22 protein-coding genes and 1 tRNA gene are annotated in these 24,173 nt (G+C 35.9%); 5 read left to right on the top strand and 18 right to left on the bottom strand.

Annotation, left to right across the window (positions count from 1 at the left end):
• Nucleotides 1-376: 376 nt before the first annotated feature.
• Nucleotides 377-1,453 (bottom strand): FAD-dependent oxidoreductase, encoded by a 1,077-nt coding sequence (locus KBF89_07255; protein MBP9116122.1) that lies wholly within the window; start codon nucleotides 1,451-1,453, stop codon nucleotides 377-379.
• Between the two features lie 93 nt (nucleotides 1,454-1,546).
• On the opposite strand from KBF89_07255, the gene KBF89_07250 reads away from it, so the two are divergent.
• The 3 genes from KBF89_07250 to KBF89_07240 all read left to right on the top strand — a co-directional run bounded on the left by KBF89_07250 (nucleotide 1,547) and on the right by KBF89_07240 (nucleotide 2,798).
• Nucleotides 1,547-2,026: a hypothetical protein gene (locus tag KBF89_07250; GenBank protein MBP9116121.1), complete on the top strand. Its 480-nt coding sequence runs from the start codon at nucleotides 1,547-1,549 to the stop codon at nucleotides 2,024-2,026.
• A 40-nt stretch (nucleotides 2,027-2,066) separates the two neighbouring features.
• Nucleotides 2,067-2,258, top strand: a complete 192-nt coding sequence (locus tag KBF89_07245) for a hypothetical protein (protein MBP9116120.1) — start codon at nucleotides 2,067-2,069, stop codon at nucleotides 2,256-2,258.
• 126 nt (nucleotides 2,259-2,384) lie between these two features.
• The gene (locus KBF89_07240; GenBank protein ID MBP9116119.1) at nucleotides 2,385-2,798 is read left to right on the top strand and encodes an EamA family transporter; all 414 of its coding nucleotides are present in this window, start codon (nucleotides 2,385-2,387) and stop codon (nucleotides 2,796-2,798) included.
• 119 nt (nucleotides 2,799-2,917) lie between these two features.
• Here the strand turns inward: KBF89_07240 and KBF89_07235 are convergent, their stop codons facing one another.
• Nucleotides 2,918-3,466 (bottom strand): transglycosylase family protein, encoded by a 549-nt coding sequence (locus KBF89_07235; GenBank protein ID MBP9116118.1) that lies wholly within the window; start codon nucleotides 3,464-3,466, stop codon nucleotides 2,918-2,920.
• 1,409 nt (nucleotides 3,467-4,875) lie between these two features.
• A tRNA-Leu gene (locus KBF89_07230) sits at nucleotides 4,876-4,958 on the bottom strand.
• 163 nt (nucleotides 4,959-5,121) lie between these two features.
• Here KBF89_07230 and KBF89_07225 point away from each other — a divergent pair.
• Nucleotides 5,122-6,657, top strand: coding sequence for a proline--tRNA ligase (locus tag KBF89_07225; protein MBP9116117.1), 1,536 nt, complete (start codon nucleotides 5,122-5,124; stop codon nucleotides 6,655-6,657).
• Here KBF89_07225 and KBF89_07220 read toward each other — a convergent pair.
• From KBF89_07220 to KBF89_07195, 6 genes are all read right to left on the bottom strand, one after another.
• A complete protein-coding gene (locus KBF89_07220; protein ID MBP9116116.1) occupies nucleotides 6,651-7,220 on the bottom strand; it encodes a GNAT family N-acetyltransferase in 570 nt (189 codons plus the stop codon). The two genes, KBF89_07225 and KBF89_07220, sit on opposite strands and share 7 nt — an antisense overlap.
• Nucleotides 7,221-7,264: 44 nt before the next feature.
• Entirely contained in the window at nucleotides 7,265-8,146 is an 882-nt protein-coding gene (locus tag KBF89_07215; protein MBP9116115.1) for an ROK family protein, read from the bottom strand.
• Between the two features lie 131 nt (nucleotides 8,147-8,277).
• On the bottom strand, nucleotides 8,278-9,129 hold the full coding sequence (locus KBF89_07210) for a hypothetical protein (GenBank protein MBP9116114.1): 852 nt from the start codon (nucleotides 9,127-9,129) through the stop codon (nucleotides 8,278-8,280).
• 114 nt (nucleotides 9,130-9,243) lie between these two features.
• Nucleotides 9,244-11,052 carry a glycoside hydrolase family 15 protein gene (locus KBF89_07205; GenBank protein ID MBP9116113.1) on the bottom strand — a complete coding sequence of 603 codons (1,809 nt, stop codon included), beginning with the start codon at nucleotides 11,050-11,052 and terminating at the stop codon, nucleotides 9,244-9,246.
• 188 nt (nucleotides 11,053-11,240) lie between these two features.
• The gene (locus KBF89_07200) at nucleotides 11,241-12,266 is read right to left on the bottom strand and encodes a hypothetical protein (protein MBP9116112.1); all 1,026 of its coding nucleotides are present in this window, start codon (nucleotides 12,264-12,266) and stop codon (nucleotides 11,241-11,243) included.
• Nucleotides 12,267-14,168 (bottom strand): hypothetical protein, encoded by a 1,902-nt coding sequence (locus KBF89_07195; GenBank protein ID MBP9116111.1) that lies wholly within the window; start codon nucleotides 14,166-14,168, stop codon nucleotides 12,267-12,269.
• Between the two features lie 286 nt (nucleotides 14,169-14,454).
• Between KBF89_07195 and orn the strand changes: the two genes are divergently transcribed.
• Entirely contained in the window at nucleotides 14,455-15,057 is a 603-nt protein-coding gene (gene orn, locus KBF89_07190) for an oligoribonuclease (GenBank protein MBP9116110.1), read from the top strand.
• Nucleotides 15,058-15,080: 23 nt separating this feature from the next.
• On the opposite strand, the gene KBF89_07185 is transcribed toward orn, so the two are convergent.
• The 9 genes from KBF89_07185 to KBF89_07145 form a co-directional block, all read right to left on the bottom strand.
• Nucleotides 15,081-16,010: a hypothetical protein gene (locus tag KBF89_07185; GenBank protein ID MBP9116109.1), complete on the bottom strand. Its 930-nt coding sequence runs from the start codon at nucleotides 16,008-16,010 to the stop codon at nucleotides 15,081-15,083.
• Entirely contained in the window at nucleotides 16,007-16,546 is a 540-nt protein-coding gene (locus tag KBF89_07180) for a DUF501 domain-containing protein (GenBank protein ID MBP9116108.1), read from the bottom strand. The genes KBF89_07185 and KBF89_07180 overlap by 4 nt, the downstream gene beginning before the upstream one ends.
• Nucleotides 16,547-16,620: 74 nt before the next feature.
• Nucleotides 16,621-16,971 carry a septum formation initiator family protein gene (locus KBF89_07175; GenBank protein MBP9116107.1) on the bottom strand — a complete coding sequence of 117 codons (351 nt, stop codon included), beginning with the start codon at nucleotides 16,969-16,971 and terminating at the stop codon, nucleotides 16,621-16,623.
• Between the two features lie 24 nt (nucleotides 16,972-16,995).
• Nucleotides 16,996-18,270 (bottom strand): phosphopyruvate hydratase, encoded by a 1,275-nt coding sequence (eno, locus tag KBF89_07170; GenBank protein ID MBP9116106.1) that lies wholly within the window; start codon nucleotides 18,268-18,270, stop codon nucleotides 16,996-16,998.
• Nucleotides 18,260-18,649, bottom strand: a complete 390-nt coding sequence (locus KBF89_07165) for a MazG family protein (protein ID MBP9116105.1) — start codon at nucleotides 18,647-18,649, stop codon at nucleotides 18,260-18,262. The genes eno and KBF89_07165 overlap by 11 nt, the downstream gene beginning before the upstream one ends.
• Before the next feature lie 11 nt (nucleotides 18,650-18,660).
• Nucleotides 18,661-19,719: a peptidylprolyl isomerase gene (locus KBF89_07160; protein ID MBP9116104.1), complete on the bottom strand. Its 1,059-nt coding sequence runs from the start codon at nucleotides 19,717-19,719 to the stop codon at nucleotides 18,661-18,663.
• A gap of 4 nt (nucleotides 19,720-19,723) precedes the next feature.
• Nucleotides 19,724-23,182 (bottom strand): transcription-repair coupling factor, encoded by a 3,459-nt coding sequence (gene mfd / locus KBF89_07155; protein ID MBP9116103.1) that lies wholly within the window; start codon nucleotides 23,180-23,182, stop codon nucleotides 19,724-19,726.
• Between the two features lie 7 nt (nucleotides 23,183-23,189).
• Nucleotides 23,190-23,777 (bottom strand): aminoacyl-tRNA hydrolase, encoded by a 588-nt coding sequence (locus tag KBF89_07150; GenBank protein ID MBP9116102.1) that lies wholly within the window; start codon nucleotides 23,775-23,777, stop codon nucleotides 23,190-23,192.
• 27 nt (nucleotides 23,778-23,804) lie between these two features.
• Nucleotides 23,805-24,173, bottom strand: a 369-nt coding sequence (locus tag KBF89_07145; protein ID MBP9116101.1) for a 50S ribosomal protein L25, incomplete at its 5' end; no start/stop codon positions are given.

The raw sequence follows: 24,173 nt of genomic DNA, 5'->3' as shown, positions 1-24,173 counted from the left end.
AGTAATAAAAGTTCCAGGTTGCTGTGTAGCACCTAAGACTAAATCAAAAACACTCACCACGAGGAAACCAACAAGCCCATCAAGTTCGTACACCACTACCAGCTCTACTACCGCTACGCCTACGCCTACGCCTATACCTACACCAACACCTATACCTGATGAAGAACTAACAGAGTAATATTATTGAGTTCGTCAACAGACTAATATTTCGCAAAATCAACCAAACTGCGCGACAAAATAGACATTTCGACCTATTCTTTTTTTGTGACTCATGATGCAATATTATATTAAAGCTAATCGGCGTCTCTCTCCCACCCCAATGTCGATTACGCCATTAAAAAGAGGTCTCATATTTTAAAATGTGATTCCTCTTTTTTTATAAACGAAACCTCAATTGTGAAAATTTATTACCACTAATAAGATCAGCAGTGTATTTGCCAATTAAGGGTCCGAACTTAAAGCCACGTTGCTCACAAGCCTGGACAAGAACTATATTACCTATTCGGTCAACAACAAAATCTCCAGATTTATTATATGTAGATATATATGTAGATGACGATATTGGCTGTTCTTTTAAGCCTGACATATACTTCGAAATATAATCACAAATTTTTACACCATTGACAGGATCAATAAGGAAATCTCTATCTTCTGGATGTTTAATAATCTGACCGGTTTTATCTGAACCAACAAGTATCCCAACTCCTGGTGCTTCTTGTGAAAAATAATCAATGTCAGAATGATGTCTAATATTTGGCCAAATAGCGCCTAGGTCTTTACTTTCAAAAAACAACAAATCGCTTTGAGTTATTGTAGGTTCCGATAAAGCTATATTATCTTTTAATAGCTCATAAGTCCATGCTCCTGCACAACTAACTACTTGGTCTGCGCTATAAGTTTCATTCTCACATTCAAGAATCATTTTGCCACTAGTATCATTAACTATTTTCTTTACAGGCATAAATTCTTCTAAATCAACACCCTTTGCCTTACATAATTCATAGAGTGCAGTTAATATTGAACGAGCATATAGTCTCCCACCACCTGGTTGAAATAGTATTACATCATCAAATTCTAAATTTGGCCATCTATCTTTCGCTTCACCTTGTGACAATATTTCACTAGATATAGAACATGAATCCATTGCTAGAACAACTTTTGACATACGTTCAGCATTACCATGATCAACGCATCCATTTAAATCAAGCAAGCTCACACCTGCTTCTTCTTCTAATTTTCTCCACATCCCCAGCGAGTTAAGTGCCATGGATACATAATCAGAATCATCATATGACATGCGAAAAATTCGAGTTGGCCCATGCGATGCGCCACGTAAATGTCCAAATTCAAATTGTTCGCAAAGCACCACTGATTTGCCTTGTTTCGATATTGCATATGCACTCGATAAACCGTGGATTCCACCACCAATTACTGCCACATCATAATGCTTCATTTTTCTCCAAACTAAAAAGCTAGTAATCGAAGTATATCAATTTTTCTTAAACTTAAAAAGGAATTTGTACACAAAAAACGCTAATCTATAAGAATGACATCTACTACGAATCCTACTTTAGAAATTACTTCCTTAAATGGAACTACAAGAACTTTAGATGATTTAACAACCATGTTTACTCAAGTGTGGATTGCACTACCTGCTCGCGGTGAGGCTAAAGAATATGAAGGTGTAATCAGTTCCATATTTAAAACTTTCGGTGATTCTGACGCTCGATGCGCAATATTGATACCAGGAGATATCAGAGGAGCTGAACTTGTTAAAGAATCTATGAATATTAACTTTCAATATTTTGTTGATCCAGATTTTGAAGTGTGTAAGGCTTTAGGCATAACTTCACTGCCAGCAATAGTTCATGTAAGACAAGATACATCAGTAGCTAATATAGTAAATGGTTTTGATGTTAACAAGTGGCATGAAGTGTCTAAAAAAATCGCAAAAGTATTACGTTGGACGACTCCAAGTTTTGGTAATTTTGTAAATATGGCGAATAGTAATTATCCTGTTCAATAGATTTAGAAAAAAATAGTTTTTATAGCTTAAAAGTATTTCCATGGTTGACCCTTTGGCAATGAAGAAAATGAAACCCGTTTTAGGTCTATTAACAACGTATGCAACCTGGTCAATTTATAGCGTATTTTGTGCTTCTGCAAAATTTGGTCCTGCTGGAATAACTTTTCAAGCACCTTTTTCTTTTTTAAGTTTTTTTTCATATTGTAAATACAATAAGATCCCTTTAAGTTAGAAAGAATCCCGTATAAGCCTCATATATTCTATCTCTATAGTTATATCTCTTGGGCTAGCCTTTTATACATTCCTATTTTTAAATGTTGGAGTATTTAATACTATTGGCGCCTTAAGTGTTTTTGTTATGCCAACTACAAATCATATTACGTATATGCATGGCTGGACAGGTTTGCTCTCATTACCTTTTTTGTACATATTAATTTCAATGCACACTATTACAACGAAGATTACACCAAGCTTTACCCAAATATTTTTATTGACTATTGCATGTGCCGTTGGAACGATAGGCGACGTTGTTTATTCAAAGACACAGAAGATATCATCTCTCACGCTCAACGGATTGTTTGTACCTTTCGGTACTTTATTTAGTTGTCTTTTTGGATGGATGTTATTAGTTCAAATTATAAATGCATACCAACTTATTGGTGTAATTATAATTATGTTAAGTGTAGGAATTGCAAACTATTTTTCATCAACAGAACCTATGTCAATTATTGAAAGTCAAGGGTTCCCCGACCTCAAATATTGTGTGGCTTAGCAACAGGTAGGGTATAAAAAATTAGCGCCGTGTAAAAGTCACACCCTCAAGAAGTAGACCATTACACGACGCGTCCTGTTGATTTCTAGGTATTATCCCAGAATCGATATATTAATTCACTACCTTAGTGCCACCTTAGAGCATAGTGGCCATTGGCCCCAACCTGCACGCTGTTGTAATCTAAGTGCCGCATCATCTTGGACCTCTGGAGGTGCCATATGTGCATATGGATAGCCTGTGCCCATTGAGTTCCACGTAGAAGCTGTAAACTGATATGCACCATAAAAGCTATTTCCGGTGTTTGACTGATAATTACCATGTGATTCGCAATTTCTTAGTTTTGCCCACACATCAGCACCATAACCGCTAGCTGTCCTAGTAGCTCTTGCTGATCTAGTGATTCCATTTACAACCCAGTATCCTTTGCCGTTTGCATAAACTGCGATATCGGTCGACGGAACTCTAGATTTTATATCCTCTACTGCTGATCCATGGAATGAAGCTGCACCGAAGGTGAACACACCACCATCGTCAGCCAATATGAGATAGCCAGTTCCATTATTTGTTAATTCTATTGAAACTGCAGATTCATTTAATTGTGACTTATCAAGTGCGCCATAAAATTGAGCATCGCCAAAAGCAAATACTCCACCTTTAGATGCAACCATGATATATCCTTCACCAGTAGCTGACGAAGTTACATCGACAATTCTATCGCCTGAAGTTATACCGTTTGCTCCACCATAGTACTGAGCATCGCCAAAAGTAAACACCGCTCCGCTAGCATCAACGATATTGTATCCACGTGCAGATCTCGAAGGTATAAGAGCTACGAAAGGTGCGTTTCTATTATTAGCTCCAACTGCTGAACCTGAAAACTGAGCATCACCAAAAGTAAAAACTCCACCATCAGAACCTAACAACCAATATCCATTATTGGTGCGTGTAGCAACGATACTTACAATGTTTCTTATATTTCTGCCTGCTAGATCACCATAGCTAATTGCTTGGCCAAATGCTGATACGCGACCAGTATTTGTTGTTGTCCAATAGCCTGATCCAGAATTAACCGAATCAATACCAGCAACCTCTTCGCCAGCACCAACACCTGGATTACCGTAATATTGTGCAGCTCCGAAAGAGTTTATTGCACCTTGAATATGTGCATCTGCTTTGGAGAGTTTTGCAGCTGCGAATGCTGTAGTGATTAAAGCAAAGGTAAGAATTACAATAAGTGCAAACCTATTTAATTTTCCGATTGTATTACCTAGGTGGGACAAACGTTGTTGGGAACCTAACGCGTGTCCCCGAGGTTTCAGCCCGAGCTTAGGAGACAAGCTCTGTTTAGAATTTGAAGATTGATTGACTACACCGTATGACTTAACGTACATGCTTGTCCTTTCTCTATGTTTTCTGTTTAAGCGCGCACGGACATAGAAATGTTCGAACACGAATGTGTGGGTTTATCATCATGCTGCGTAATGGGCAGCCGGTCTATTTATCTCCGTACTTGGGTTCGATTCCCCTAAACCAAACTCACCAAACACGGGCTGTGTACAAATAGGACAATGAAGAAGTTAACATGTTGAGATTCTGAATTACAAGTGTAGCCATGCACTAAATGTCACGATATAACACTATATATAGCCCAATTTAAGCTTTTAATTGGACAACCACCTGCATTTATAGAAAAATGTGCATTATGTCCTAAGAGTTGTACTATGTACTACTATTATTTTAAAAAATATTGGATTCTTGATCGCAAAAATCAGAAATATGAGACATTTCTCTATAGTAATTTGGCTAATTTTTGATTAAAAATCATATTAAATTCCTATAATTATTTCTATTCGAATTGCGATTTATGTATTTATATTTTTTGGAGTATCATCAATTAAAAATTTTTTAATTACTATGAAATGAAAATTTTGAAAGCTTGTATGAACTTTTTTATCTTCAAATACATACATTAATGTTCAAGTCCATCGTGTCGCACAATAAAATTAGCAAATAATTTGTGTACTCGAACAGTAATGGGTCGAACGTCGTAGGTTCGACCTTGGAAAGTATTAATTTGTGCCCGAGGCGGGACTCGAACCCGCACGCCCTTTCGAGCAAGCGGTTTTAAGCCGCTCGCGTCTGCCATTCCGCCACTCGGGCACATTGCGCACTACTTTACGATTTATGAAAATCATAATGTAGTAGGCAAATATAATAGCTCTTCTAATAGGTGAATGTTTTAACCAGATCATTTTGAAATATAATTATATTTGTATTTTAATCATGAATAATTTCTTATACGAAGCCACTAGAATCTATTGATATGGCACAATCAAAACTTCCAACACAAAAAAATGACTTTCCAGGCTGGTATCAAAGTGTTATTCGTGAAGCACAAATGGCAGAAAATGGCTTGGCTAAAGGATCTATGGTTATTAAACCTTGGGGTTATGCGATTTGGGAACAAATACAGGCACAAGTAGACAAGCGCATTAAGTTGACAGGTCACGATAATTTTTATTTTCCCACTTTAGCCCCAATGAGTGTTTTTGGTGCCGAAGCAGATTTAGTTGAAGGTTTTGCACCTGAAGTTTATGAAGTTACACAATCTGGTGGCCGTTCTTTAGAAGAGAACTTATTTTTACGTCCTACTTCTGAAGCTATTATATGGGAAACTTATTCTAGGTGGGTTCAGAGTTATCGCGATCTACCTTTAATGTATAACCAGTGGGCTAATGTTTTCCGTTCAGAAAAACGTTCTCGTCTTTTTCTTCGTACATCTGAGTTTTTGTGGCAAGAAGGCCATACTGCACACGAAACAGAGCAAGAAGCTATCAAAGAAACACTCACTATTTTACGTGATGTATATTTAGATACTGTGCTTAATAAACTTATGATGCCTGTAATTGCTGGACGTAAATCTGAAAGCGAACGTTTTCCTGGTGCAAGTGAAACTTTCACGATGGAAGCAATGATGCGCGATAAGAAATCTTTACAAGCTGGTACTTCACATTATCTTGGTCAAAAGTTTGCAAAGGCCTATGGTGTTCAATTTCAAACTCATGATGGGTCTTTAGATAATCCTTATGCTACTTCTTGGGGTGTCTCTACTCGCCTTATTGGTGGAATTATCATGACTCACGGTGATGATAAAGGTTTGCGTCTACCTAGTGCTGTTGCACCGAGACAAGTTGTTATTGTTCCTATTTATAGAGATGATGACGAACGTAGTGGCGTTCTAGACAAGTCAAATAGTATTAAAAATGAATTGGTCGCTAATGGCATGCGCGTTCAGCTTGATGACCGTGAAGAAGTTCGTCCTGGCAACAAATTTTTTGAGTGGGAACTTAAAGGTGTTCCTATTCGTATCGAAATTGGTCCTCGTGATATTGAGGAGGGCACTGTTCTTGTTTCAATGCGCGCAGGTTCAACGATTGAGCCTGATGCTCGAGGTAGCCAAAAAGAAAAAGTTAATTTTGAAAGTTTGGCCAATCGAATTAATGAGATGTTGATCCAACATGATCAAGCACTATTTGATGAGGCGCGTGATTTTCGTGATGAAAATACTATACGTCCGAAGAGTTATGACGAAATGAAATCTTTCTTAAATGAATGTGGCGGTTACGCAATTGTTCCTTGGGATGGGGCTATTGCTTCTGAAGCTCAGGTAAAGTCTGAGACTAAAGCAACAATAAGGTGTTTACCGGTAAGTAATAAAGATATAGATTCAGGCATAGATACTGGTCTTATTCCTTATGTTCACAGTGAAGATTTGCTAGATAGTAATGGTTCGAAAATGAAATGTTTAATTACAGGTAATCAAGCAAGCGAGATAGCCATTTTTTCTCAAGCTTACTGATTCAACAATAAATATTGACTTTTTGTCATGGCATAACGATTGTGGTCCTCGCGCACAGCATTAACTTCAATATATTCCCTTGATATACCTTCAAATTCAAAACCTAATTTTTCAACGACTCTTACGCTTGGTTTATTCCTAGGGACAATAGCTACTTCAATTCTTTTAAAATCTAGATCACTAAATGCATAATCCATAACTAATTTTACAGCTTGTGGTGTATAAGATCTTCCGGCATACTTTTCATCAATCCAATATCCCAACTTTGCGCATTGGAAAGGGCCTCGTTCAATATTTCCTATTGTCACTTCACCAATAAAAGTAGAATTATGTAGAAATATTCCTAGTCCATAATAGTTATCTTGTGCTATTCCTCTTTCAAAAGCTTCAATACGACCTGCGAATAGAGCTGGTGTAGAAATACTATCCTGGAAAGTTCCGTTAAATGTTGGCTCCCATTTACTTAGCCAATCGTGACATCTTGTTTTAACTTCAAAATAGTTATTATAATCAGAAAAAATTAAAGGTCTTAAAAAAATATTCTTTCCAATTATTTTATTCACATACATATCTTAGTTAATTGAAGAATTTAAACTCAAGATATTAGCTAAGAGCTCCAAAGTATCCCTCTATAGCCCAATTTACCGACTCTTGCTGCACTAATTAGCCCACCGTCTATACCTAAACCTGAAGGTACGATTTTTAGTCCTTTGCCAAAATCCATTTGCATCATCTTGTCATAAGTTTCTTGTGCACGATTAAAAAATACATCACCGAAACCTAGTGCGACTGAACCTCCAATAGTTACCCAATTAATATCTAATGTTGCTGTCACAATGCATATTAAATGTGCAATCATATCAGCACAATATTCTTTCATTTCCAATGTAGCTTTCTCAGGAGCTATACCGAATTTTCGCAATAAGGCCGGCCCTGAAGCATGAGCTTCGATACAACCAAATTGTCCACAACCACATAGAGGACCATTAGGGTTGATAATAATATGACCAACGTGTCCAGCCATCATTCCATGACCGTGAAGGAGTTTGCCATCTAGAACTATGCCTCCGCCTATACCAGTTGAAACAACCATAGAGATATAGTTATTTTTGCCAACAGCACTGCCTTTCCAACCTTCACCCATAGCCAATGCTTTACAATCATCCTCTATATAAGCTGTTTTTCCTATATGTGCTTCTAAGCGTTCACGCAAAGGAAACTTTTTCCATGCTGGAAGATTAGCTGGAGATAACGATTTACCTTTTGGCTCGCCTGGACCTGCTGCTCCAACACCACAAACAATAATTTCATCAATATAAGGTGCCGATACTTTATCTATAAGATCAGTAATCCCATTCCAAACTTCTTCTGCATCATCAGTTTTAGGATTTATTAATACTTCTTTGGATAATAGTTCACCATCATATTCAAAAATACCAGCAGCAGTTTTCGTACCACCCATATCTATTCCTAGTATTAATTTTCGCATAAAAATTCCCCTATTAAAATGTATTTAGATTCTAATGATGAGCTGATAAGAATACCTAATCGGTATGAATTTAGGTGTCACTACATTAATAGATTTAAATGATAATACTTCACCTGTTGAATATTATTATCTTAGAGTCCATGACCAAAATTTGACGGTTTATCATGTGTAATCTCTTCTACCTGAGCTGACCCAGGGGTATTCGCCTGTACTGTTAAGTCAGGTGGTTCAATTGATGTTGATTCTAAAGTGTCAGCTGCTAGAGGTACTTCTTTGTCGCTTGGTTCTCCTACTTGACCTATACGGATTTTCGCAATAGATCGAATAATGCTACGACTATTGTCTGCTATCTCTATAATATTATGACTTATACTTTCATGAGCTAAAGTTTCCATTTTCTTTTGGAAAGATAGTAGTTTTTCTAGATCAATCTCTTTTGAAATATGTAAACCTGCCATGTGTACTAAAGCATCGTCAATATTTTGGAACGCTATAACAACTTTTTTCTTTTGTCTATTTGTGAGGTTATTATCAAATTTAAGTCGTATTAATGCAGTTGAATTTAATTTAATTAATGCATTTAAAAAAGATTCTACATTAGTTCTACCTAAGCTAGTAAAAGTGTACTGTCTTGCAAGTTCTGTTTTGAAATTTAGTTTCTGTAGATTCGCAACGCGAAATTTATCGGCAAATGCATATTTGAATCCAGTTAATGCTGCGCCAATTTGTAGTAAACCTCCAGCTACATAACTAATACCTTGTGTTGCAGCCACTGGCGCGTAGCCAAACCTTAGCAAACCTATACCAACAAAAGCACTCAAAGTTGCAGCTAATTTAATTAAACGGTTCGGTATAGAATAATGCTTTGGCTTGGCGTCAAATTTAGCTTGCGCAATATGTCTTTTAGCATTGATTTTGAAAAATCGATTTAGTTCTTCCTCGAGCGAGAGCTGAAGATCTGGTTTGGTTTTATGTTTATTCATTTTGCTGCTACTTCCCTTTAAACCAAAATCTTTTTTCATATCTTACATAAAAGGGCCCATAAGTTCAAATCTATACCTAATCAGAATTTATTGAATTTTTTAATATTTATTGTATTAATCTAAATCTGCTCCCGCAGCCATTGCAATTACTGTATCGATGTATGCCAAATGTGAATATGCTTGCGGGTGATTCCCTAAAGATTCAAGAGTTATAGGATCTACTTGTTCAGAGATAAGTCCTGTAGCACCAATATTTTTTCTAACAATTTGAAAGAGTTTTCGTGCGTCATCTAAACGACCAGAAGCCCAATAGCATTTAATTAACCACAATGTGAGAATATTCCATCCTCCTTCATGGCCTTCAATACCATCCTCGTTACCACTATCTAATATATAGCGAAAAACAGTATTATTTATTAATAAATGATCTTCAACAGCTTTAATTGTACCTACAAAACGAGGATCATCCATTTGAATAAACCCGTATAGTCCAAGTGCCAATACTGAAGCATCAATATCTGTTTCATCATATGCTGAGGTATAGGCATTCATTTCACTTTTATAGGAATTACTATTTATTGACTCTGCAATTTCGTCTTTTAATACAACCCATTCTTCATCGACTTCGCCTGTAAAGTGATCAGCAAGCTCAATTGCACGTTCCACTGCCACCCAACACATCAATTTTGTATACGTGTAGTGACGTGGCGCGCTACGCACTTCCCAAATACCACAATCGACTTCTTTCCATCGGAGTTTTACAGCATTAACTAGCTGATTGACCAACTCCCAATGCTTCGTTGCTAAACCTTCACCACGAATTGCTAATAAATGAATTAGATCAACAATGGGGCCAAAAACATCAAGTTGCACTTGAGAATCAGCTCCATTATTTATACGGACAGGACTAGAACCTCTAAATCCGCTCAGTTGTGTAATCTCTGCTTCTGGAGCAAGATGCTTTCCATTTACGTTATATAGAGGCTGTAGATTTTCGGCACCGTCTCTCATCTCAACAACATCAAGTAACCAATCTAAAAATGACATTGCTTCTGAATAACTACCAACACGCACAAGCGATGCTGCAGAAAGAGATGCATCTCTTAACCAACAATATCTATAATCCCAGTTTCTTGACCCACCAATTTCCTCTGGCATTGACATTGTTGCAGCAGCTAATATCGCACCAGTTGGTCTATAACAAAGTGCTTTTAGCGTTACTGCAGAACGTTTAACTTCATCGGTTGCGAGTTTAGGTATAGATAATTTGTCCACCCATTTTTGCCAATACAATAAAGTTGCACTACGTCGTTCTGGTTCAGAAATAACATCTGCTGTAATATTTGCAGTTCCGCAACGAAGTTCAAGTTTTACTCGTCCGCCCATTGAATCTAAATCAATTTCACAGACAGCTGTATCGCTACCATCTTCTTCTTTGATATCCCAGAAAATCTTTGGCGAGCGTAGTGACATTAAGTCATTTCCGCCTTTAACAATAAGACCTCTATCTTTAGGTATCAGTTTTGTTAATGATCGACCGAAGTTTAAACGAGGGGCAAATACAACTTTGGCTACGCCTGAGCCTTCAATTACACGGATTAAATCTGTACGTCCAGCTTGATGTTTTGTTCTACCTCGAGATACATCTAAATAGTCAGTAACATGAAATGAAGAAAAATGACTCCGCAATACCATAGTGTCACCAACATAACTTTGACGTGGATTATCACCAGTGATATCAGAAATCGCAAAAACACCGGCCTTACTAGATTCATTTTCCGTGTCAACCAAATGTGCAAATATCGGTGCAGAATCTGCACGTGGAGCGCACATCCATGAGATAGAACAGTTAGGTTCGACTATTGCAATAGTTCGATTGTCGCTTAGTAGAGAGCAATCTTTTATTTCTGGATATGTATTCACTTTATTTGCTTTCATAGATAAAAAATATTTGAAAACATTTTTTATTTTTATTTAAATATGTTGGATATTGCACTTTCGAATTAATTGTCTATATATATTACTAGTCCTTATCAACAGATTTACCACACTAGCATTTTGATCATTAGCCTCCTATATCGTATATAATTAGTTTACAATTATTGTTAATATCATATTTCTATTCCATGAGAAATAGCTAAACTTGCCTTGTGTACGATTATATTTGATAAAACTTCAGTTGCATTGTGTAGATCATTAGGCGAAACAACAAAATCTGCTTGTTCACGCATTCGCACTCGAGTTGGGTCATAATCATCTGGCGAAGAATCGACAAATATAAACACTGTTTTTGGAGCATAATTATTATCTCGATTCGAATAACAAAAATTATTAATTTTTGCATCACCAAGATCATCACCAAAATAGTAAATTATAGGGCAATCATTTCTTTGTAAGTGATCATTATATATTTGTAGAAACCTTTCAACTTTGTCATCGTTAATACCAGAAGCTGGGAATATTTCGCTAATCAAAGAGCCAGATTTTATTTTAAAAGGTAAGGTAGGGTTAGCAAAATTTAGAGCAGCTACTATTTCACTAACAACATCATTTACAAGTTTAATAACTTTATTTCTATTTTCGATTTCCTGATCACTATTATCTTTATTAATTAATCCCATATGATTCAATAGATGACGAATATGAATTCCTAAACCAAATGCTTTATCTTCGATTACAAGTTGTTTGAGTAGATCTATATTCATTGGACTTTCACCATTTAAACTAATTTTATTTAATTCAGTAAGTATCTCGTCTAAGCCTTGCTCTAAAAGGCTAAGAAGTTTTGGAATTAGTTCTTTATACTCATCTAACTTTTCTATAACACTGTGTTCAGGATCAGTTATAGGGTTATATTTTTGATTTCCGTAGAAGCCATAAAATGTTACTTGATCAGGGTACGTATTAATAAGGGACTGGAAGCCTATTCTCGAATTAAGAAAAGTAGTCAAACGTCCAGTTAAAACAGATACCTTTGATCGTGGATTTTTTCTCAAGATAGCTTTTATTCCTCGCAAAGTCTTTTCATTGGGACTAGACGTATTCCAATCAGGAATTAAAGAAGAAAGTACACCATCATTGTCAAAGATAATATGAGCATCATTTTCAAACGGAATGTTTAAAAAATCGATTTCCATTTATAGTCTAACAGCCGGTACCTGTTGGTTCGCTCTAAGATAACTTTCAAATGTTCGAGGATGATCTTGTGGATAACCATTAACAGCATTATCAGTCCATTGGGTAACACAATCAGAACCACAGACTTCTCCTAGAGCACCAATAACATCAGTCTCGGGTTTTAATACTGAGTCACCAAGAATAGTTAAATCATAAGCTTCAAGCAACGCAAAATAAATTCTTTCAGCAGTTGGCATTCGATCATCATCACTATTAATCAAAGTACAATTGTCTGGCATGATCTTTTTTAAATAGCTTGCAGATCCAGCTGTATTAGCTATTATCAAACGGAATACATCATGACGCATATTGTGGTCATCTAAAACTTTGAGATATTCTTTTGCTAAAGTACCTTGCTGTTTTAATTTTCCAACTATAGAAGCCTCTAAAGCCACAACATCAAAACCACCACGAGATGCACAAATAAATGCATTAGCTAATATAAACCCTGCGGTCTGATGAGGCATATTACTTCCACGATTTGGCAAAAGGGTAAAGCACTCTGCAACATCTTGACCAACTAAATCAATAAGAGCGTCTCTATGTTGTTGTGCTGAAAGTTCAACTGCTTGATCTAAGTTATCAGTTGCTATACCTTTTTCAATAGCGGGTAAAGACTCAGCACAGATAATCCTATCAGTTCCTATTAATTTAGCCAGTTTGGCTATTTCTAATTTGAAACCATCTAAAGTTCTTTGATACAACTCATCTTCAAAAACCCTGCTTGAATTAAATGCGGCTACCAATACTAATCTTTTTGCCATTTCCGGATCATTTTGAACTGACGCTATAATCGATTTGACAGTGTCTATCAAATTAGCTTTAGGGTCATCACCCCTACAGGTTAAAAATACTACGAATGGTTCAAGTTTCTTTCCATCGCTATCAGAACCAACACTCTGTACTATTTGATTAGACCATTCCTCAAGGATAGGTAGTGTTTCTCTGAGCTCACCACTTTGATCATATTCTTCAAACCGTTTAATAAATGAACCTGGATCATAAGCAATCGGTCCTACTCCAACACCTTTATCTAATGAGCTTCTATTTGCTGAAGGTATTATATCCTTTACTAAATCTACATATTTTTTAAACAATTCATCAAATGGCTTTTTCCATATTAAAGAGTGCACATTTAATGGAGATGAAAAAACTGACGAAAATAAGTGTGCTGCCATTTTTGGGTCTTGTACAAACCACTCATCAAATGATTCAATATCTATTGCAGGAATATGCCAAAAACGGCTGTGTTTTATTGATTTATTTTTTTCTAAAAATACAGATTTTATAGTCTCAAATCGCATCAATTCATCTCTATTTTCTGCACCAATTATTTGACTTATAAATTCAGGATCATAATTGCCTTCAAATAGAGCACTAACAAAACAATCATGAGGATCATTTAAATGAAAGATAGGATTATTAACTTTGGCACCTTCTTCTAAAGCTGTCGTTGCAGTGGCAATTGAATATAAAAAGAAATTCTTCCAAGCTTCATAATATTTTGCTGGCGCATTTTTAAATGCATTACTAACCAATGGGCTAGTATCACGTTCTCTCATTAAATGCACCAAATCCCAAATATAAACATCTGTAGCAGGGGCTTTAGAATTAGTAAATGTTGATCTATCACAATCAACTTGTCTATAGATTACATTCGTATCTCTATCTGGGATATTTGCTTGATCTTGAGGTGCAGATAAGACTATGACTCTGTCTACTTCTCCACTTTCGACTAGATCATAATATGAACCATATAGTGCTGTTCCCCAGCCATTAGATCCGTTCTTTTTAATCGGAGCGTGAATTACTACGAAAACTGTAGGTTTGTCGGCAACTTTTTGAATAGATGATAATCCCATAATTAAAATCTCGCCATTACACATGGACTGTTATAAATTATAAAAATACTACTAGTTGCGTCATGCTCCGGTGAGGAGCCGATAATGTTCGAATAATCGATAGTTACCGTCGTCGCAACCTCTTGTTGAGGTTGGATCACCGTGTTTCTCCTAATATTTAATCTACTTTGTAGATACCAATTTCAAATCTATATTAATACAGATGTACCTTTAATACCAATATTAATCATTTTATCCATTAACCTGCACTTATAGTATTCGCATAGCTACACGCTAGAGTAATTACATGAATTCTAACGAGAACGATACTGACAATAACGAAAAACCCTTCACCTCTAAGGCACCATTGCCATCAAAATACCTGGTTTGGGCAGATTGTGAGATGACAGGTCTAGATACTGAGTCAGACACACTCGTAGAAATTGCACTTGTAGTTACTGATTCGGACCTAAATATTATAGATCCAGGAATTGATATAGTAATTCAAGAAACTGGTGAGAAGCTAGATTCCATGAAAGATATCGTAAAAAAGATGCATGAAAAATCTGGATTAACAAAAGAGATTTTAAACAGTAATGTATCTTTAAAAGAAGCAGAAACAATGTGCCTTAAGTATTTGCGAAAATTAGGAATACAAGGAGGCTCTGCTCCTCTTTGTGGAAACTCGATAGGAGTTGACCGACGATTCTTGGATAAATATATGCCAAAGTTAGATTACTTTTTACACTATAGAAGTGTTGATGTTTCTTCATTTAAAGAATTATGTCGACGTTGGTACCCGGATATTTTTAAAGCAAGGCCAGAAAAATTAGGAAACCATCGTGCGCTCGATGATATTCTAGGTTCTATTGATGAGATGAAATATTACCGTGATCATATGCTCAAATAATTTTTAGGGTCTGTCCTACAAGCCTAGTTATCCAAAACCATATTATATAAGCCGTCTAAAAGATCAGTACAACTTATAGTTATTTGAGCAAGATCTAGTTGACGCATAATTGCAACCAATATACATATGCCGCCTACAATTAAATCTGCTCGTTCTGGGTCTAGCCCCGGGTTAAACTTTCTCGTTTCTAAATCTTCAGTTGCTAAAGTTCGAAATATCTCTTCAATCATTTCTCTAGTTAAAACAAAGCCATGTAATTTATCGAAATTAAATTTTGTTAAACCAATCTCAATTGCACCAACTGTTGTAAAAGTTGCTGCTACTCCAATGAATGTTTTTGCATTGGCAAGCACATTATTACTCGATATTGCATCACTTATTGAATCCCGAACATCTCTAATTGCGTTTGTTAATTCTTCTGGTTTAGGTGGATCGCTATGGAGATATCGTTCAGTTAATCTAGAACTTCCAATAGGTATAGACACATATGATTCGCATTTAGATACATCAGTTAATGAACTAACTCCTATTTCAGTTGAGCCTCCCCCTATATCGATTACTGCCAGTGGAAGTGGTGAATCTTCAAAACTAAAACCACTAACAGCACCAGCAAAGCTTGCATTTGCTTCATAGTTACCATCAATAACTATTGCTTTTACAGCATCTATATCATTCAATGTATTAATAAAATCTTTACCATTAGATGAATTTCTACATCCTGCAGTAGCAAAAACATTAATTTGCTTCGCCTCGAATTTTTTTGCTTTTTCAACAAATTCTTCAACTTGTAATCTTGTTCTTGTCATTGCCTCATCAAGTAACTTGCCCGTGTTTTCTATACCTTGTCCTAAACGCGTCAAGGCAATCTCACGTGTTAGTTCAGTTCCTGTTTCACTATCTTTTACTAAAAGTCTTGTGGTGTTAGTTCCTATGTCGATAATTGCAACTATCATACTATCCTTTTATTTGACTCGTCTTGACTCGAGGCGACCTTTCGTTCCCTATGATTAATAAAGTCAGTCTTGGCGATTTCATCTAAAGTCCACTGCCCAATAATATCATCATTAGTAGCCAAAAGATTGGCGACATGAGCATGAAGACATTTGACACCTTTCCTTGTTCCACCCACTCCACCGCTGGGTTTTGGACCTACAAAAGATGGGTCAATCAATGCATTCCTAGCAAATTCATATTTATCATGAACTTTTTGTATTTCACTAATATCAATCTCTTCTTGAACTTTTTTTATTGCTCCTGAACTTTCTAGTTTAGATATTTTATTAAAGATATCAGATTCCAAAATCCAATAACGAGTAGGCATAGGGGTACCATCATAAAAAAATGGCGAATTTTCTATGATCAATGGAGTAGCTTCATCATAGACAATTATCTGAAATTCACCTTGAGGATCTTTACCTAAAAGATTTGCAACTTTTGATATATCAACTTGGGATGGTTCTTTCCAACTCGTTGGCTTAATAAATTTCATAGCTACAGTTTATCGTGTTGGCTGTTGTATGTATTAGTACTAAGACGTACAACAGCCAACACGGATTATGGATTTTATTTTCCAGTAACTATATATGCATCTTCACCTGGTTTTATTAAATGATATTCTTCACGTGCTAATTTTTCAATTTCACTATCTTTAGATAAGTTAGTACGTTCTTTCTTCATTTTTACATTAGCTTCTTTTAATATTTGCAATTTATGCTGTTCGGTTTTTAATTTTGATGTCTCAGCGTAGTACGCACGTATCGGATAAACATATATAAACATAATCGCAACTACTGTTAGCAAAATTAGTACACAAGCAATTATTATTCTATGGTGATTTAATTGATTCGAAGAATTATTCTTATTATGAACTGTATTTTTTGCATATTTCGTACGATTAATAGTTGCAGTATTCATTCGCGTCATTTTAGTTATAATTAATCAACTGTTGGTGAATACACTTCTTCCAGCATAAACAGCCCTATCACCTAGTTTTTTCTCGATTCTCAATAATTGATTATATTTAGAAACCCTATCTGTACGTGCTGGAGCTCCAGTTTTTATTTGTCCGCAGTTAGTGCCGACAGCCAAATCTGAAATTGTACTATCATGAGTTTCACCACTTCTATGACTTACCACACATTTATAGTTATTCTTACTTGCCAAGTTCATAACATCTAAAGTTTCCGTTAAAGTACCGATTTGATTTAATTTGATCAATATAGAATTAGCAATATTTTGGTCTATTCCCATTTGCAAACGCTCAACGTTAGTTACGAAAAGATCATCGCCTACTAACTGTAGAGAAGACGAAAGTTTCTCTGTCATATATTTCCAACCAGACCAATCATCTTCATCTAAACCGTCTTCAATAGATATTATAGGAAAATCTGCTGCCAAAACAGCAAGATAATCTGTTAATTCCGCCGAAGAAAAATTCTCACCGAGACCGGCCAAATTATATTTACCTTCTTGATAAAACTCTGAGGCCGCAACATCTAAGGCAAATGCAATGTCGTCACCTAAAGAATAACCAGCCTTTTCTACTGCTTCACTTATTAAAGACAGTACATTCTTTGGTGTATCAATATTGGGTGCAAATCCACCTTCATCACCGAGTCCAGTTGATAAACCTCTATCCTTCAATATCGATTTAAGTACATGATAAATTTCTGAACCCCAGCGTAAAGCTTCACTAAATGTACTTGCCCCTATTGGCAAGATCATGAATTCTTGAAAATCTATATTTGATGCAGCATGTGCTCCACCATTTAAAATATTCATCATAGGAACTGGCAATATATGCCCATCATTATTTAGCGATTCAAATAATGCCTTATTTTCATTATTTGCATTTGCATATGCAACAGCTAAAGAAACACCAAGAATTGCATTTGCTCCCAAATTTGATTTATTTTTTGTACCATCAAAATCGCACATTTTCATATCGATGTCTTTTTGATTTCCTACTTGGCTACCTATAATTATTTTTGAAATTTGATCGTTAACGTTACTGACAGCATTTTGAACACCCTTTCCTGCATATCGCGAATTGTCCCCATCTCTTAATTCACAGGCCTCATGGATACCAGTGCTTGCACCACTAGGAACGGCAGCTACACCTTTTATGCCATTTTCTAATTCAACATTCACCTCAAGAGTGGGAAAACCACGCGAATCTAATATTTCAATTGCTTGCACTAGTTTAATTTTCATTTTTTTCCTGTTCTTTAATTAATTTCCATTGTTTCTCAACTTCTTCAACAGTTTTAGCTTCACTGTCACCAAAAACATGCGGATGTCTACGTATCAATTTCTCAATTAAGTTTGAAACAACGTCATCAAAAGTAAATTCATTAGCTTCGCTTGCTAATTGTGAATGCAATAATACTTGAAGTAAAACGTCGCCAAGTTCATCTTTCAAATTTGTATAATCTTTAGTATTCTCAAAATCTTCTAAAACTTCACAGACCTCTTCGACTTCTTCAATAAAATATTTAGTCAATGATTCATGCGTTTGTTTTAGGTCCCAAGGACAACCGTTTTCTGGGTCCCGTAATTCAGCAACGATATCAACAGCTTTAGCTATTTCCATATTGCTCAATATTAAGTACTAGGAACAGTGTCTTGGACTGCATTTGGAATCGTTGAAACAGGGACATCTTTTTTAACGTCAGACGTTTTTGTTTCATTTTTTACAATAGATGGAATACCTTGTTCATCTTTTTGAACCTTACCATATTTTTTTGATACCTTAATTTTTGCATCTTTAGTACCTTCGGTAACCTTTTGAAATGCTTGTTCCGATGTATCTTTCTTCATTGCTTCAATAATTTGGTCTTTTTTATCAGAAACTGGTGAAAGTTTACTTACCTCAATTATGTGATAGCCAAATTCTGTCTTTACGGGATTTGAAATTTGTCCTGGAGTTAAAGTCTTAGCGCCATTTTCAAATTCCTTTACAAAAGCTCCGTCTACTAAGCAACCCAGGTCACCGCCTTGCGCACCACTTCCTGTATCAGTAGATTTTTCTTTTGCTATTGCTTCAAATTTACCAGGGTCAGCATCTAACTCTGATTTAATAGCTTTAGCTTCGGCTTCGGTAGCAACTAAAATATGACTTACTTCCAATTTATTAGGACATGATTTTTCATAAAAAGCTTTAATCTCTTTATCACTTGGTGTTTCTAAACCACGAGAGAATGCCGCTTCTTGTGAAAGTCCACTAATCAATCTATCTTTAAAAGATTTACTAAAACCATCCCAAATCTTCTTATCTGCTTTTTCGTCTCCAGAAGCAAAAAATGATTTAGCATTTTTTTCAGCAGTCTTTTTATCTGCATCAGTTATTTTTAATTTAGCTGCAATTCTTGCTTCTTTAATTGCAAGTATTTGTAATTGAATATTTACCCATGTTGCTTTTATATCAGGTGACAATTTACCTTTAACCAAAAACGGTTGTGAAGGGTCACTAAATTGGTCAGTAAATGTTTTGTTAGTCTCTAATTGTTTTAAGTCAGCATCTATATCTTTTTCAGAAACAGAAAGCTTATTGTAGGTCAAACCTGCTTTATCGCCAAAACCAAGTTCATTTTTGACGGTTCCACAAGATGTTAACGCGAAAATAGCAATTGTTATAAGTATTATTGTTTTAAATTTATTCACTGAACTAGATTAGCTGTTTTGTGTCATACATTGCCGAAATAAAGGCAATTAAAGTCACGGGAATATCATTATTTGTTATATTTAATGTAGACCTTATCGTTTTTAGCTCTATAACGATCTCGCTTTGCCCTAAAATATGGGCTTCTTTATAAATCGCATCTTTGAATACTCTTTGTAAACGTATTTGTTGACTCTGGCTCAATTGTGCACCTATAAATCTATAAAATTGGCGACTTCGCAGCACTGATGAAATTCCGACCAATTGACAAGCAACTCTTAATTTTGTAATCTCAATCAAATTTTCACAAACTGTTGGCATTATGCCAAAGCGATCTTTTATTTCTATAGATATTTCGTCAATTTCGTTTTCTGTTTTTGCAATTGAAAGCCTGCGATAGAGATCAAATCTTTGATCTTGGGTTGCAACATAATCTTGTGGTATTAATGCATCACCGGGAATGTCAATTGTTACGTCTACAAGTTCTTCTTTTTCTATACCATTTAATTCATCGATTGCTTCTGTGACCATTTCGCAATACAAGTCAAAACCAACCGCTGCAATATGGCCAGATTGTACATCTCCTAGCAATGATCCAGCGCCACGTATTTCTAAATCGCGCATAGCTATTTTGAAACCAGATCCTAATTCTGTAAATTCACCAATAGTTTTTAATCGTTCATAGGCTAAGTGGCTTAACGCCTGATTCTTTGGTGAAAATAAATAGGCATAAGCTCGTTGTCCTCTACGACCAACACGTCCACGTAGTTGATATAGTTGTGCTAGTCCTAAAGTGTCTGCTCTATCGACTATTAGTGTGTTTACTGCTGGAAGATCCAGCCCTGATTCTACAATCGTTGTAGAAATTAGAACATCGTATTTGCGGTCATAAAAATCATTAACTACATTTTCTAATTGATTATCTCTCATCTGTCCGTGTGCAGTAACAACCCTAGCTTCGGGTATTAAATCACGAATTTTATCTGCGAAATGCTCGAGGTCTTTTACCCTATTATGCACAAAGAAAACCTGACCTTCTCGTAAAAGCTCTCTTCTAATTGCCTCTGCAACAGCACGTTCATCATACTCATGTACATATGTCAAAATTGGTTGTCGATTTTCTGGTGGAGTTGTAATCATTGACAAATCCCGGATACCTGTAAGTGACATTTCCAAGGTACGCGGAATAGGAGTTGCGGTTAAAGTGAGCACATCAACATTATGAGCAAAATGCTTAATTGCTTCTTTGTGACTTACTCCAAACTTCTGCTCTTCATCTACAATCAATAATCCTACATCTTTAAATTTAATATCTTTACTTAATAATCTATGTGTTCCAATCACAACATCTACTAGACCATCTTTTACATCTTGAACAATTTTATCTTGCTCTTTTGAAGTTTTGAATCGTGATAATGTCTCTACTCTTAATCCAAATGGTGAGAATCTTTCTTCGAATGATATTCCATGTTGCGTTGCTAATAATGTGGTTGGAACTAATACTGCTACTTGACGAGAATCTTGTGTTGCTTTAAAAGCTGCACGCATAGCTACTTCTGTTTTTCCGAAACCAACATCGCCACATATCAATCTGTCCATTGGATGAGCAGTTTCCATATCAACTTTAACTTCTTCGATAGCACGTGCTTGATCTATTGTTAACTCAAATGGAAACAAATCTTCCATTTCTTTTTGCCATGGTGTATCCGGACTGTATTGGATACCTGAAGAATTTATTCGTTTTCTGTACAACACAACTAATTCTTGAGCTATTAGATTTACTTGGTTTTTTACCGAGCTTCGCGTCTTTTCGAAATCTGAACCACCGAGTTTATGTAATGTTGGTTTTTCTCCACCGATATATTTTCGAACTAAACCTACTTGGTCACTAGGTACAAAAAGTTTATCGCTTCCTTTAAATGAAAGTATTAAATATTCGCGTGTTACTCCCACCATTGTTTTTGTTTCTAAACCCTCAAAACGACCAACACCATGATGATGATGTACTACATAATCGCCCACAGACAGATCATCATAAGTTTGAACAGCTCGTTTATTTGTCGTAGTCCGACGACGAACATAGCGTTTACCTGCTAGTTCGTGATCAGTAATAATCGCGATTTTGAAAGTAGAACATATTGTTCCTTCTTCAATATCGCCAACACATGAATAGATACCAGGTTGAAAGGCTAATGTTTGATCTATCTTGTCTAACGAGATTATACTAAGACCCTCATCGGATAATTTATTAGATAATCGATTAACACCAGCAACTGAGTCTGAAACTAGGAAAACTGAATTACCAACATTTTTTAAGTCATTTAACTTTGTAACTAATTCACCAATATCGCTTCTAGTTGTATTAAAGCCAAAACCAGCGATTGATGCAACATTTGGTGATTTAGGTACACTATCCCAGAAAGTTTTTAAGTTTGAAACATTGCTTAAGGTTTCAAAGTCAACAAACATTGAAGGAGTATTTTCTAATTTTGCATCCCAGGTAACACTTAATGTTTTACTTAATGCTTCTTCTTCATTCTTTAAGTCTTCCAAGCGAGATTCAATTTGACCGCTATCACAAAACACTATTGGATCACTTGGTTTTAATAATGATAGAAATCCGAGTTTATCCTCAGTTAAAAATGGTAGGAATGATTCCATACCTTCAAAAATCAAACCTTGTTCAATTTTTAGGAATGATTCTTGAGCCCATGGATGTTCTATCGCAGCTTTTTTTGCTTTTTCTTTTAATGAATCATTTACAATTAATTCTCTTGCTGGTGCTATTACGATCATTTCGAGTTTTTCAACACTTCTCTGATCACTTAAAGAAAATGTGTTTATCCGCTCAACGGTATCTCCCCAAAATTCAATACGAATAGGGTGTATTGATGTTGAACAGTAAATATCTAATATCGATCCACGTATAGCGAACTCGCCTCTAGCTTCAACTTGTTGTTCACGCGAGTAACCAATTTCAACGAGCTTACTAATGAGGAAATCTTGAGAAAAATCTTTTCCAATTGTTATTTTTATTTCTACTTCTATAGCATCAAAAATTCTTGAAAGCTTTTGACATATTGCACGTGCTGATCCAACAATGACTTTTGGTCTTTTAAGTGATCCCATTCTTGAGATTACATGTGATCGAATACCCATTGTTTCAATGGAAGGCGAAATACGTTCGAATGGAAGCGTTTCCCAACATGGCAATAGTTCAACATCACTTGGATCAATAAATGCTTTTATATCTGCACTTAAAGATTCAGCTTGCGCAATAGTTGATGTGACGACAACTATAGATTCTTCATTATGTTGTTTAGACATAATTGCACTAGCTAGTGCGCGTGAGCGCGACGGCACTACCAATGAATCACCAATAGTTGTCCTGAATATGTCTCCTATTGACGACTTAGCAAAGGCATTTGATATATTTGAAAATATGGCTGACTGATCGTTATTCATAAAACTATTAATGTATTTGGTTCATAGCATTTGCTATATCAGTATTAATTATTAATTCAATAGCATCCGCTGCATGTTCACAAGATATTTTAAATTCTTCTGTTTCTTTTTTAGAAAATGCTTTAAGAACATGACTAGCCCCTCGTGACGAATGAGTTGGTTTACCAATACCAATTCTGATTCTTATGAAATCTGAAGATTGTATGTGGTCCTTAATTGATTTCAATCCATTGTGTCCTGCTAAACCTCCGCCAACTTTTATTTTTACATCACCTAACTCTAAATCGAGTTCATCTTGTATAACTATAAGTTGCTTAGGTTCCGATTTATATCTTCGAATGATTTCTCCAACACCTTTGCCCGAATCATTCATATAAGTTGTAGGTTTTGCAATCAGTACTTTTTTATCACCAATCCGTATAGTATCGGCCATCGAATTTGGTGTTTCTTTCTTTAATGATCCTCCATAACGATTGCACAAAATATCTATCACTAAATAGCCGACATTGTGTCTCGTTAGTTCATATTCTTTACCAGGGTTTCCTAGCCCTACAATAATAAAATCCACGACAATTAGATTAGATGAAATTACTATTAAATATGAAAAGCAGTAATTAAAATATTATTTTGCTTCTTTAGCAGGAGCTGTATCGCCAGGAGCTTCACCAGCTGCTTCGGCTGATGCCGCTGATTGCTCGGCTGATGCCGCTGCTGCTTCTGCATCTGCTGCTTCTTCTTCGGCAGTTATTGTACGTGGAGCTAATACAGAACATAATGCAAGATCGTCTTCGCCAATAGCTACAACGCCTGCAGGTAACTTAAGTTCGCTTAATAATAGCACTCCACCAATTTCCATTTCAGAAACATCGTGTTCAATCGAATTAGGAATATCGTTAGGCTTCGCAGAAACAGTTATCGTAAATTCTGACTGGTCAAGCATACCGCCATCTTTAACTCCAACAGCTTCACCTTCGAGGTGTAGAGGTACTTG

The sequence above is a fragment of the Acidimicrobiia bacterium genome (assembly GCA_018057765.1).
Taxonomy (GTDB): domain Bacteria; phylum Actinomycetota; class Acidimicrobiia; order IMCC26256; family JAGPDB01; genus JAGPDB01.
The sequence above is the reverse complement of the archived record's forward strand: the minus strand, read 5'-3'. Positions and strand labels throughout refer to the sequence as shown.